Here is a 12,673-nt window from a genome sequence, read left to right as displayed (position 1 = left end):
TCGCCGCGCGCGTAGGATCCGAAGAGGATGATCTTCAGGATGCGCCCAGCCTTGCGGTGTGGGGCATTGCGGCCCTTCAGCGCGTCGTCGAACTCCACGAACAGGATCTCGACGATGCGCGCGAGTTCGCGGCGCTTAGCGTCCGGCAGGTGATCGAGACTTGTCTTCACGGGCGGCAGACTCCCCTGTTCGCGGCGTGGTTGCAAGGCGGCGCCACAGGTCCTGCGGAGGCTTTAGCTTGATGGTCATGGCGGTCTTCAGCCAAGTGACGTGCGCTTCGGGTCGGCGACGAAGCTTTCGGCGTCGGCTGAACGTCGTCGAGCGTCTCGCGCAATGGCGGGCGCCCAGGGACGAGGATCGAGAGCACCTCCTCACGAGCTCAACTTTTCACACCGCCCGTGCGAATTCCGCACACCGGACGTTTGTGGCGGCGCGGCTGGTGGCGCGGTCCCCTACGCCGCTTTGCGGAAGGATTTCCCGCAATCCATGCCAGGCCCTCGAACCTGTCGGTGATGTAAGATCATAGACGTTGACGGCCCCCAGAGCCTACCGCACGGTCGATGCCGCACGAGAGCAGGCGCGGGCGCTTGATCGCCCGAAGCTCGCCATACGCGGGGGCGGCAGGAGGACACCGATGGCGGCAGCCGATCGAGCGGTGCGGATGGCGCGGCCATGAGCGATGCTGTCCCAAATCCGCCGCCGCTCGGCATCGTCGCCAAGCTCACCTACGGCCTGGGCTCCGTCGCCTACGGCGTTTCCGTCGCGGTGCTGGCCGCCTCGGTCCTGCAGCTTTACTTCAATCAGGTGATCGGCTTGCCGGCGGTCTGGGTGGGGTTCGCCATCATGGTCTCCCTGGTCGCGGACCTCTTCATCGACCCGCTGATCGGCCACTGGTCGGACAATCTGCGCTCAAGATGGGGCCGGCGGCATCCCTTCATGTACGCCGCGGCGCTTCCGGCGGCGGTGTCGTTCTATTTCCTCTGGCACGCCCCGCATGGCCTTGAGGGAACGGCGCTGCTGGTCTTCTCCGTCGTCATGCTGATCGCCGTCAGGATTTCGATCGCCGCCTATGAAATCCCCTCCACGTCGCTCGCGCCGGAATTGGCGCCCGATTACGACCAGCGCACCGGCCTGCTGGCCTACCGCTGGTTCTTCGGAATCGGCGCGATCGGCGCGATCAGCGTTGTTCTGTACACGGTCTATCTGCGCCAGGACGCGAGCAATCCGCTGGGCATCCTCAATCGCGAGCGATACGCGGAGTTCGGGACCATGGTGGCGGTGCTGCTGTTCGTCTGCATCCTTGTGTCGAGCGCGGCGACCCACAATCGCATTCGCTACCTCCATCGCGCTCCGGCGCGGCCGCAAAGCCTCAAACAGACCTTTCGCGAGATCGCCTCGGTATTCTCCAACCCGGCGCTGATCGTCCTCATGACCTCGGGGGTGCTCGGCGGCGCCGGGCTGGGCATCACTTCGGCGCTGCAGAACTATTTCTATCTGCACTTGTGGGGCCTCAAGCCGCAGATGATCGGGCCGCTGCAGTTCGGCGGTTTGCTGGCCTCGGTGATCGGTGTCTTTCTGGCGCCGGCCATCGCCAAGAGGTTCGGCAAGAAGCAGGCGATGATCGGCCTGCTCTATTTCTCGGTGTTCTGCGGTCTCATCCCCATCGCCGGGCGGCTGCTGGGCTTCATGCCGGCCAACGGTTCGCCCTGGCTGCTGGCGATCCTGTTCGGGGATGTGGTGTTGACCCTGACCTGCGGCCTGATCGGCCTGGTGATCGTGACCTCCATGGTCGCCGATGTCGCGGAGGACCAGCAGGTGAAGACGGGCATCCGGTCGGAGGGCGTGCTCTTCGCCGCCAATGGCCTGATCCCGAAATTCACCGGCGGCCTGGGCGCCTTCGTCGCCGGCGGCCTGATCTCGCTGGTCCATTTCCCAACCCACGCGATGCCGGGGACGGTCGACCCGGAGATCGTGCGGCGGCTGGCGCTCTACTACATCCCCTGCGTGATCCTGCTGAACGGCGGCTCGGTGGTGGCGCTGCAGTTCTACCGGATCGACCGCGCCACTCATGAACGCAATGTCGCCCACCTGCGCGAGGCCGCGGCCCTGGCCGCCACCGAGCAGCAGCTCTAGCGCGAGAAAACGCCCATCAGGAACGGCCGGGCGAAGACCGCCGGTGCGGCCTTCTGGCCGACGTCCGGCACCCACGCCCCAAGCTCGCCGCAGGCGTTGATGGTCGAGTTGAGCATCTGGGCGGCCACGAACGGATCGACCGGGCGGATCGATCCCTCGGCGATGCCATCGGAGATCATCGAGGCGAAGCGGTCGGAGACCTTGTCGGACTGCTGCACCATCTCGCGCCGGATCGGCTCAGGCAGGGCGGAGAGCGCGGACGTGCGCAGCAATGGTCCTTGCTCGGAGAGTTGGTATTCCGCCAGCGCGGCGGCGGCGCTGGACAGGCGCGTCCACTGATCGCCTTCCAGAGTCTGCGCCAGGCGCTGGACGCGGGTCATGACGTCGAAGGTGCGCTCGAAGCAGGCCACCACGAGGTCGTCCTTGGCGTCGTTGTGATGATAGAAGCTGCCCTTGGTGACATTCAGCTCGGCGGAGATCTTGTCCACCGACGCGCCGCGATAGCCGCGGGCGTTGATCAGCTTCGTCGCCGCTTTCAGGAAGGTTTCGCGCGCCATCTCCTGTCGGCCGCGTGGCGCGACCTCGGCGATCGGAACCGACTGCGGCGTCCAGACCGAATTGTCGGCGGCCAAGCCCGCGGCAAGGACGTCGTACATGCGGTCGCAGACGCGGCCGTAGTCTTCCGGGTCGTATTTCGGCAGCCACGCCGTCGCCCAGAACAGCTGGTTCAGCAGCATGTGGGTGCGCGCCGTGCGTCGGCCCCGCGACAGCCAGGCCAACTCCGGCGCATCGAAGATCTGCCGCAGTCTACGGAACATCTTCAGATAGGCGGCCGAGACCTCGCCGCGCTGCGGCATGGACAGCGCCCGCAGATCGGAGAACAGCGGCAGTTGCGGCGCCTCGCCCAGCGCCGCGCGGCGCATGCGTTGCAAATAGAGCTGCAACAGGCTGCGCAGGCGCTCGCATGGCGTCGGCTGCAGCAGAGCCGCGTTGATGATCTCCGTCAGGCTGTGGACGCCGCGCAGCATGACGGCTGCGGCCAGGTCGTCCTTGCGCTTGAAGTAGTAGGTGACGCTGGTGGTGGACAGGTCCACCGCCGCCGCGGCGATGCCAAGGGTCAAGCCCTTCACACCGTGCGTATTCAGGAGCGCCGTCGAGGCGTCGAGAATCGCCTCGCGCTTACGCTCGAACCGGTCCGTGGACTGGACCGCCGCCTGAGCCATGTTTCGCTTCCCAGCACTCTTATCCGGGAACGTATTGCATTCCCGATATTTTCGACGATTTGTGCATGGAAATCGGCGTTGCGCCAGCCACTTAGCGCAGCTTCGGAAATGCAATCCCGTAACGCGTTCGCTGAACCTGACGTCTGGGCTCAGCTGTCGGAAAAGCCGAACGGCAGGCTGGTGCGACGGATGTCGTCGGGAAGGATCTGGCGGCCGATCGGCGGTTCCGACCGGGCCGTGCATTCCGTACGCTGACAAAGCCGGCAGGCGACCCCGATCGGCGTCGCCGCTTCGGGTCCGGGACCAGTCTCGCCGGCGGTGTAGATCAGCTTGCCGGCATGCTCGGCGGCGCAGCCGAGCGCGATGGCGCGCTCCACGCGCGGCGCTCCGAACGCCCCGCCGCCGGCGGTCACCGTGCGGGCGATGGAGAAGAACCGCTGGCCGTCCGGCAGCTCCAGCCACTGGGTGACGATCTCGCGCGGGGTGCGGAAGGCGTTGTGCACGTTCCAAAGGGGACAGCCGCCGCCGTGACGCGCGAACGGGAAGCCCGCGCCGTCCAGCCGCTTGGAGACGTTGCCGGCCGGGTCGATGCGGATGAAGAAGAACGGCACCCGCTCCTGGCCGGGCTTCTGCAGGGTGGTCAGCCGGTGCGCCGTCTGCTCGAAGCTGCAGCCGAACTGGCGGGCCAGGGCCTCGACGTCGTAGCGGCGGGCCTCCACCGCCCGGGCGAAGGCCGAATAGGGCATCAGCACCGCCGCGGCCGCGTAGCTGGCCAGCGCGCGTCGCGTCAGCCGCTCGCCGCTCACGCTGGCGAAGCTGCCACCGGCCAGGACCGCGCCGATCTCGTCGCCCAGTTCCAGGTAGCAGAGCTGCAGAGCGAGCTGGAACGCCTGGCTGGCCGCGTCCAGGCTGTCGTCCAGCAGGATCTCCTGACGGTGCCGGTCGAGCCGCCGTGTCGAGCCGACCATGAAGCTGGGCGGCACGCGGCGAACCCTGAGGTCGTGCCGTTCGCGCAGGTAGCCGGTGAAGTTCTCGCGCGCGCCTACTGCCTGGGCCAGCCGCTCGGCGGCGTCGTCCAGAGTCGGGAAGCTGTTGCGTCGGGCCGCCAGGAAGCGCCGGGAGTCGGCGACGGGATCGGAGGCGTCATCGGCCTCGTCGCCCCGCGCGCCCACCTCGCGGTCGGCGAAGGCCAACTGACCCTCCTGGTAGGTGGTGTAGAGCCGCAGCAGCGCCTCGCTGATCCCCGGATAGTTGGTGGCCATGTCGGTGAGGTCGTTGGGCGCCCATTCGAGCCCGGCGAAGATCGGGTCCTTCAGCACGGCCTGCAGCCGCGCCGTGTCCTCCGCCGCTCCGCTGCCCAGCGCCGACATGTCGATGTCGTAGGTCTGGGCGAGCTTCAGCAGGAGACCCGCGGTCAGCGGCCGGTTGTTGCGCTCGAGCAGCGCGATGTAGGAGGCCGAGACCTCCAGGGCGGCGGCCATGTCCGCCTGGGTGAGACCGAGGTCGCGCCGCATCCGCCGCAGGCGGGGCCCGACATAGAGGCCGCGTTCCGTCGCCATATTAAGTCTGTCCGCTTAGAACGTTACATCTTTACACCACAAATCTGTAAAGTTTTACAGCTCAACCTTGCGGCCCCTCCACAAAGAGCCGTTCGGCGCGTTAGGGCGATGGCAAATCCGGGGGCGCAGAGTTGTCCCCGCTCCATTCGCGAAAGAGGCGGCAGATGGCTTACCAAGACCACATCATCGAGATGGGCCAGCTCATCAAGGGCAAGAACGGCGCGTGGGACGGCATCGATCCCGAGGGCGTGGCGCGGATGCGCCTGCAGAACCGCTTCAAGACCGGCCTGGAGATCGCCAAATATACCGCCGGCATTATGCGCGCCGACATGGCCGCCTATGACGCGGACCCCGCCAACTACACCCAGTCGCTGGGTTGCTGGCACGGCTTCATCGCCCAGCAGAAGATGATCTCGATCAAGAAGCACTTCGGCTCGACCAAGGGGAAGTACATCTACCTCTCCGGCTGGATGGTCGCCGCGCTCCGCTCCGACTTCGGGCCGCTGCCCGACCAGTCGATGCACGAGAAGACCTCGGTGCCAGCGCTGATCGAGGAGATCTACACCTTCCTGAAGCAGGCCGACGCCCGCGAGCTGGGCAGCCTGTTCCGCGAGCTCGACGCCGCCCGTGACGCCGGCGACGCCAAGAAGGAAGAAAAGATCCAGGACGCCATCGACAACTTCCAGACCCACGTTGTGCCGATCATCGCCGACATCGACGCGGGCTTCGGCAACGCCGAGGCGACCTATCTGCTGGCCAAGAAGATGATCGAGGCCGGCGCCTGCGCCCTGCAGATCGAGAACCAGGTCTCCGACGAGAAGCAATGCGGCCACCAGGACGGCAAGGTCACTGTCCCGCACGACGACTTCCTGGCCAAGGTCCGCGCCTGCCGCTACGCCTTCCTCGAGTTGGGCGTCGACAACGGCGTCATCGTCACCCGCACCGACTCGCTCGGCGCCGGCCTGACCAAGCAGATCGCCGTCAGCCACGAGCCGGGCGACCTCGGCGACCAGTACAACTCGTTCCTCGACTGCGAGGAGATCTCGCCGGCCGACATGAAGAACGGCGACGTGGTCCTGAACCGCAATGGCAAGCTGCTGCGCCCCAAGCGCCTGCCGTCGAACCTGTTCCAGTTCCGCGCCGGCACCGGCGAGGACCGCTGCGTGCTGGACTCGATCACCTCGCTGCAGAACGGCGCGGACCTGCTGTGGATCGAGACCGAGAAGCCCCACATCGACCAGATCGCCGGAATGATGGACCGCATCCGCGCGGTGATCCCCAACGCCAAGCTGGCCTACAACAACTCGCCGTCGTTCAACTGGACCCTGAATTTCCGCCAGCAGGTCTATGACGCCTGGGCCAAGGCCGGGAAGGACGTTTCCGCCTACGATCGCGAGAAGCTGATGAGCGTCGACTATGACGCCACGGCGCTGGCCATCGAAGCCGACGAGAAGATCCGCACCTTCCAGGCAGACGCGGCCAAACGGGCCGGCATCTTCCATCACCTGATCACGCTGCCGACCTATCACACCGCCGCGCTCAGCACCGACAACCTGGCCAAGGAGTATTTCGGCAGCCAGGGCATGCTGGGCTACGTCGAGAAGGTGCAGCGTCAGGAGATCCGCCAAGGCATCGCCTGCGTCCGCCACCAAAACATGTCGGGCTCCGACATCGGCGACGACCACAAGGAATATTTCGCTGGCGAAGCGGCCCTGAAGGCCGGCGGCGTCCACAACACGATGAACCAGTTCGCTTAAGGCCCCGACCGCCGGAAGCGGGCCGCGAAAGAGACCTTGGCTCCCGCCTCAGGGCGGGGGCCTTTCTTTTTCCTCCGTCCACGGCATGTTGCGCGCCTTCGTTTCGCCCCTCCCGACGCTTCCGGTCCCGCCATGGAAATCTCCGCCAACCTCTCGGTCGACGACATCCTGCACGCCTTCGTGGAGGGCGAGCTCTTGCCGGGGACCGGCGTTGCGTCGGCCGCCTTCTGGTCGGCGCTCGAGACGATCCTTGCGGACTTCACCCCGGCCAACGCCGCCCTCCTGGCGCGGCGCGACGAACTGCAGGCTGAGATCGACGCCTGGTGGCGGGCGCGTCAGGGCAAGCCCCTGGACGTGGCCGAAGAGACCGCTTTCCTGCGTCAGATCGGCTATCTGTTGCCGGATCCCGCGGCCTTCCGGATCGTCACCGAGAACGTCGATCCCGAGATCGCCAGGCTAGCCGGGCCGCAGCTCGTGGTGCCGGTCTCCAACGGCCGCTTCGCGCTGAACGCCGCGAACGCGCGCTGGGGCAGTCTCTACGACGCCCTCTACGGCACCGACGCGCTCGAGCCGCCGACCGGAGCCAAGGGCTACGACCCTGTGCGCGGCGCCGAGGTGGTGGCCTATGCCCGGGCCTTCCTCGATCGCGTCGTCCCGCTGGCGCATGGTTCGCACGCCGAGGCCAACGCCTACGCGACGGCCGACGGTCGGTTGGTGACGAGCCTCAGCGACGGTACCCAGACGGGCCTCGCGATGCCGGAGCAATTCATCGGATGGCGCGGGCCGGCGGAGGCGCCTGCGGGCGTGCTACTGCGCCACAACAGCCTGCACCTGGAAATCCTGATCGACCGCCAGCACGCCATCGGCAAGGACGATCCGGCCGGCGTCGCCGACGTCCTGGCGGAGGCCGCGCTGACGACGATCCAGGATTGCGAGGACTCGGTCGCCGCCGTCGACGCCGAGGACAAGACGGGCGTCTACCGCAACTGGCTGGGCCTGATGCGCGGCGACCTGGCCGCCACCTTCGCCAAGGGCGGCCAGACCGAGACCCGCCGCCTGGACGCAGACCGCACCTACCAGGCCGCCGCCGGCGGCGAGCTGACGCTGAACGGCCGCAGCCTGATGCTGGTGCGCAACGTCGGCCATCACATGCTTACCGACATGGTCCGTTTCGAGGGCCAGCCGGCCTACGAGACCGCCGTCGACGCCCTGGTGACCGTGGCCGCTGCCCTGCATGACCTCAAGGGCGCGCGGCTGAACAGCCGCGCCGGCTCGGTCTATGTGGTGAAGCCCAAGATGCATGGGCCGGACGAGGTCGCGCTCGCCGTGCGGCTGTTCGACATGGTGGAGGACGGCCTCGGCCTGCCGCGCAACACGGTCAAGATCGGCATCATGGACGAGGAGCGGCGGACCAGCGCCAACCTCAAGGCCTGCATCCACGTGGCCCGCGAGCGGGTGGTGTTCATCAACACCGGCTTCCTCGATCGCACAGGTGATGAGATCCACACCGCCATGGAAGCCGGCCCGGTGGTGCGCAAGGAGGCGATCAAGAGCGAACCCTGGTTGCCGGCCTACGAGAAGCGCAACGTCGAGATCGGCCTGGCCGCGGGTTTCCCCGGCCGCGCCCAGATCGGCAAGGGCATGTGGGCGGCGCCCGACCAGATGAAGGCCATGCTGGCGGCCAAGATCGGCCACCCGAAGTCCGGCGCGAACACCGCCTGGGTGCCGTCGCCGACAGCCGCGGTGCTGCACGCCCTGCACTACCACGAGGTGGATGTCCCGACCTTACAGGCCAGAATGATCGTCCAGGCGACGACGACCGGCTTGGACGACCTGCTGACCCCGCCGCTAGCCAGGTCCAACTGGAACGCCGCCGACGTCCAGCAGGAGCTGGACAACAACTGCCAGGGGATCCTGGGCTATGTGGTCCGCTGGATCGACCAGGGCATCGGCTGCTCGAAGGTTCCCGACATCCACGACGTGGGGCTGATGGAAGACCGCGCAACGCTGCGGATTTCCAGCCAGCACATCGCCAACTGGCTGCATCACGGGATCTGCACCGAGGCCCAGGTGCGCGAGACCCTGATGCGCATGGCCAAGGTGGTGGACGCCCAGAACGCCGGCGACCCACATTACACTCCGATGAGCTCAGACCCCACGGCCAGCGTCGCGTTCCAGGCGGCCAGCGACCTGATCTTCGAGGGCCGCGTCCAACCGAACGGCTACACCGAACACATCCTCACCCGCCGTCGGCGAGAGCGGAAGGCGCAGCTGGCCGGCGCCTAGATAGCTCTCTCCCTTGCGGGAGAAGGACGCTCTAAAGCCCGCCCGCCATCGCCAGCGCCACGCCGCCGTCCACCGCGATGGTGTCGCCGACCACATAATCCCCGGCGGCGCTGGCCAGATAGATCGCCGCGCAAGCCATGTCCTCGTCCTTGCCGATGCGGCGCGAAGGGATGCGCTTGGCGACTTCCTCGCCCTGGTCGCGGGCGACCCGGTTCATCTCCGAGGCGAAGGCGCCGGGGGCGATGGCGGTGACGGCGATGTGGTCGGCGATCAGTGTCGCAGCCATTCGGCGGGTCAGGTAGATCAGCCCGGCCTTGGAGGCGTGATAGCTGTAGGTTTCCTGCGGGTTCAGCCGGATGCCGTCGATCGAGGCGATATTGATCACCTTGGCCGGCCGTTCGTGCGTTCCGGCCTTCTTCAGCGCGCCGTGCAGCGCCTGGGTCAGGAAGAACGGCGACTTCAGGTTCAGGTTCAGCACCTTGTCCCAGCCGCTTTCCGGGAACTCGTCGAAGGCCGCGCCCCAGGCGGCGCCGGCGTTGTTGACCAGGATGTCGAGCTTGTCCTCGTGCTCCAGGTAGCGGTCGACGAAGGACTTGATGCCCTCCAGGGTCGACAGGTCCTGCGGGAGCGAGATGCAGTTCGGGCCCAGCTCGGCGGCTGTCTCGTCGCACTGCGAGGGCTTGCGCGAGGTGATGTAGACGCGCGCCGCGCCGGCTTCGAGGAAACCGCGGGCGATCATCTTGCCGATGCCGCGCGAGCCGCCGGTGACGATGGCCGTCCGGCCCTTCAGAGAGAACATGTCGAGCATCATGGGCGCTTCCCCTTGTTTGGTGCGGCGAGCGCCGCCTTTGGCCCCCAAGGGCAAGATCGATCCGATCGTGCCCGTGAAGCAAAAATCTCGACCCTGATTCAGCGTTCAGGTCTTCGCGACCTGAACCCATCAGGGTCGAGCAAATCCCCTCGCACATTTGACTTGGAAGGGTCCAGCGCGGCCTGTAACAAGCGTTTGAATTTCGGGGCCGCCACCCCATTTCACGAGCGGTCCGCAAGCCATAGGGATTCCAGACCCATGACCGAGATCAATTCGGTGACCACGCTCACCCGCGACGGCGACATCGCGGTGATCACGCTGAATTCGCCGCCAGTGAACGCGCTCTCGGCCAAGGTCCGCGAGGGCCTGTTCGAAGGCTTCAAGGCCGCAGGCGCCTCGGACGCCAAGGCCATCGTGCTGATCTGCGAAGGCCGCACCTTCATCGCCGGCGCCGATATCTCCGAGTTCGGCGGCGCCATGGCCGGCCCCAGTCTGTTCGACGTGCAGGACATGATGGAAGGCTCGCCCAAGCCGGTGATCGCCGCCATCCACGGCACGGCGCTGGGCGGCGGCCTGGAGGTCGCGCTCTGCGCCCACTACCGCGTGGCGGTTCCGTCGGCGCGCGTAGGCCTGCCGGAAGTCGCCCTCGGCCTCCTGCCCGGCGCCGGCGGCACACAGCGCCTGCCGCGCATCGTGGGCGTCGAAGCCGCCCTCGACATGGTCACCTCCGGCCGCCACGTCCCCGCCAAGCAGGCGCTCGCCATGGGGCTAGTCGACGAGCTGGTCGAGGAGGGCAAGCTCAAGGAAGGCGCGCTCGCCTTCGCCCGCAAAGCGGTCGCCGAGGGCAAGCCGCTGGTGAAGGTGCGCGACAACAATGCCAAGCTCGAAGCGGCCAAGGGCCATCCCGAGATCTTCGCCGATTTCCGCAAGGCCAATGCGCGCAAGTTCCGCGGCTTCATGGCCCCGGAAAACAACATCAAGGCCGTCGAGGCCGCGGTGAATTCCGCCACTTTCGACGAGGGTCTGAAGGCCGAGCGCCAGCTGTTCGGCGAGCTGATGATGGGCGCCCAGTCGGCGGCCCAGCGCTACTATTTCTTCGCCGAGCGGCAGGCCAACAAGATCCCTGACGTGCCGGACGACACGCCGATCCGTCCGATCAAGAAGGTCGGCATCCTGGGCGCCGGCACCATGGGTGGCGGCATCGCCATGAATTTCCTGAACGCCGGCATTCCGGTGACCATCGTGGAGGTGCAGGAGGCGGCCCTGGAGCGCGGCCTGGGCGTCATCCGCAAGAACTACGAGCGCTCGCGCAGCGCAAAGCCCGAAGAGACCGAGGCGCGGATGGCCCTGCTGTCCGGCTCGCTCGATTTCGACAAGCTCGCCGATTGCGACCTGATCGTCGAAGCCGTCTTCGAGCGGATGGACATCAAGAAGGACATCTTCGCCCGCCTCGACAAGGTCGCCAAGCCCGGCGCCATCCTGGCCTCCAACACCAGCTACCTCGACATCGACGAGATCGCCTCGGTGACCGGCCGGCCGCAGGACGTGATCGGACTGCACTTCTTCTCGCCGGCCAACGTCATGAAGCTGCTGGAAGTGATCCGCGGCGAGAAGACCGCCAAGGATGTCATCGCTACCTCGATGAAGCTGGCCAAGCAGATCGGCAAGATCGCCGTCCTGGCCGGCGTGTGCCCCGGCTTCATCGGCAACCGCATGCTCTCCCAGCGCCAGCGCGAGGCGCAGAAGCTGGTCATGGAAGGGGCAATGCCCTGGGACATTGACCGGGTGCTCTACGATTTCGGCTTCCCCATGGGCCCGTTCGCCATGAGCGACCTGGCCGGCCTGGACATCGGCTGGGTGAAGGAGAACTCCAAGGGCGAGACCATCCGCGACGTGCTCTGCGAGATGGACCGCCGCGGCCAGAAGGCCGGCGCCGGCTACTACGACTACGACGAGAATCGCAACGCCAAACCGAGCCCCGTCACCGAGAAGATCATCACGGACTTCATCGTCAAATCGGGCGTGAACCCGCGCAAGATCTCCGACGAGGAGATCCTCGAACGCTGCGTCTATCCGATGATCAACGAGGGCGCGAAGATCCTCGAGGAGGGCAAGGCGATCCGCCCCTCCGACGTCGACGTCGTCTGGGTCAACGGCTACGGCTGGCCGGTCTACCGCGGCGGCCCGATGCACTACGCGGACCAGGTCGGCCCCGACAAGGTGCTGGCCAAGATGCAGGAGTTCCAGGCCAAGATGGGCGACGCGTTCAAACCCTCCGTCCTGCTCGAAAAGCTGGTCGCCGACGGCAAGAAGTTCTCCGACATCAAGGCGTAGCCATTACGTCCCCCATCGCGGCAGCGATGGCGGGAGGGGGACCGCCCGCAGAGCGGGTGGCGGACGGGGCAAGCCCCATCCGCCGGCGTCCCAACCATCACCCGGGGGGCCTCATCGCTCGAGGCTCGCCCCCTCCGCCATCGGCTCTTCGGCCGATGGTCCTCCTCCCGCCGCTTCGCGGGGGAGGTAGACGCGAACGAAGGATTTGGATCATGCGTGAAGCCGTCATCGTCGCCGCCCGCCGCACTCCCATCGGCAAGGCCTACCGCGGCGCGTTCAATAACACCTATGGCGCGACGCTCGGCGCCCACGCCATCGCCGCGGCGGTGGAGCAGGCCGGGATCGATCCGGGCGAGGTCGACGACGTGGCCATGGGCTGCGCGCTGCAACAGGGCACCACGGGCAACAACATCGCCCGCCAGGCAGCGCTGCGCGCCGGCCTGCCGAACACCGTCTCCGGCATGACCATCGACCGCCAGTGTTCGTCTGGCCTGATGGGCGTGGCGACGGCGGCCAAATACATCATCAACGACGGAGCTCCGATCGCCATCGGCGCCGGCATCGAGTCGA

Annotated in this window: 7 protein-coding genes and 2 pseudogenes; 5 read left to right on the top strand and 4 right to left on the bottom strand. The window is 66.9% G+C overall.

The window, feature by feature from the left end; all coding sequences use genetic code 11:
- A pseudogene (locus tag E8A12_RS08790) lies at nt 1-170 on the bottom strand (nucleotidyltransferase); the annotation flags it as partial.
- 502 nt (nt 171-672) lie between these two features.
- Here E8A12_RS08790 and E8A12_RS08785 point away from each other — a divergent pair.
- Complete coding sequence (locus E8A12_RS08785) at nt 673-2,133, top strand: MFS transporter (protein WP_293367724.1); 1,461 nt, start codon at nt 673-675, stop codon at nt 2,131-2,133.
- Here the strand turns inward: E8A12_RS08785 and E8A12_RS08780 are convergent.
- Nucleotides 2,130-3,356: a TetR/AcrR family transcriptional regulator gene (locus tag E8A12_RS08780; protein ID WP_293367722.1), complete on the bottom strand. Its 1,227-nt coding sequence runs from the start codon at nt 3,354-3,356 to the stop codon at nt 2,130-2,132. The genes E8A12_RS08785 and E8A12_RS08780 overlap by 4 nt on opposite strands.
- A gap of 149 nt (nt 3,357-3,505) precedes the next feature.
- A complete protein-coding gene (locus E8A12_RS08775) occupies nt 3,506-4,915 on the bottom strand; it encodes a helix-turn-helix transcriptional regulator (RefSeq protein WP_293367720.1) in 1,410 nt (469 codons plus the stop codon).
- 164 nt (nt 4,916-5,079) lie between these two features.
- On the opposite strand from E8A12_RS08775, the gene E8A12_RS08770 reads away from it, so the two are divergent.
- Complete coding sequence (locus E8A12_RS08770) at nt 5,080-6,672, top strand: isocitrate lyase (RefSeq protein WP_293367718.1); 1,593 nt, start codon at nt 5,080-5,082, stop codon at nt 6,670-6,672.
- 132 nt (nt 6,673-6,804) lie between these two features.
- Nucleotides 6,805-8,958, top strand: coding sequence for a malate synthase G (locus E8A12_RS08765; protein ID WP_293367716.1), 2,154 nt, complete (start codon nt 6,805-6,807; stop codon nt 8,956-8,958).
- Nucleotides 8,959-8,989: 31 nt separating this feature from the next.
- Here E8A12_RS08765 and E8A12_RS08760 read toward each other — a convergent pair whose 3' ends face one another.
- Nucleotides 8,990-9,769, bottom strand: a complete 780-nt coding sequence (locus E8A12_RS08760; protein WP_293367714.1) for an SDR family oxidoreductase — start codon at nt 9,767-9,769, stop codon at nt 8,990-8,992.
- Nucleotides 9,770-10,027: 258 nt separating this feature from the next.
- Here E8A12_RS08760 and E8A12_RS08755 point away from each other — a divergent pair, with 258 nt between their 5' ends.
- Nucleotides 10,028-12,103, top strand: coding sequence for a 3-hydroxyacyl-CoA dehydrogenase NAD-binding domain-containing protein (locus E8A12_RS08755; RefSeq protein WP_293367712.1), 2,076 nt, complete (start codon nt 10,028-10,030; stop codon nt 12,101-12,103).
- 212 nt (nt 12,104-12,315) lie between these two features.
- Nucleotides 12,316-12,673: pseudogene (locus E8A12_RS08750) on the top strand (acetyl-CoA C-acyltransferase); the annotation flags it as partial.

This window comes from Phenylobacterium sp., from assembly GCF_004799395.1.
Lineage (GTDB): Bacteria > Pseudomonadota > Alphaproteobacteria > Caulobacterales > Caulobacteraceae > Phenylobacterium.
The sequence above is the reverse complement of the archived record's forward strand: the minus strand, read 5'-3'. Positions and strand labels throughout refer to the sequence as shown.

Excerpts from the sequence above, each read along its gene's own strand:
- E8A12_RS08760 (WP_293367714.1), bottom strand. The coding sequence starts at position 9,769 with ATGATGCTCGACATGTTCTCTCTGAAGGGCCGGACGGCCATCGTCACC.
- E8A12_RS08780 (WP_293367722.1), bottom strand. The coding sequence starts at position 3,356 with ATGGCTCAGGCGGCGGTCCAGTCCACGGACCGGTTCGAGCGTAAGCGC.
- E8A12_RS08770 (WP_293367718.1), top strand. The coding sequence starts at position 5,080 with ATGGCTTACCAAGACCACATCATCGAGATGGGCCAGCTCATCAAGGGC.
- E8A12_RS08785 (WP_293367724.1), top strand. The coding sequence starts at position 673 with ATGAGCGATGCTGTCCCAAATCCGCCGCCGCTCGGCATCGTCGCCAAG.
- E8A12_RS08765 (WP_293367716.1), top strand. The coding sequence starts at position 6,805 with ATGGAAATCTCCGCCAACCTCTCGGTCGACGACATCCTGCACGCCTTC.
- E8A12_RS08755 (WP_293367712.1), top strand. The coding sequence starts at position 10,028 with ATGACCGAGATCAATTCGGTGACCACGCTCACCCGCGACGGCGACATC.
- E8A12_RS08775 (WP_293367720.1), bottom strand. The coding sequence starts at position 4,915 with ATGGCGACGGAACGCGGCCTCTATGTCGGGCCCCGCCTGCGGCGGATG.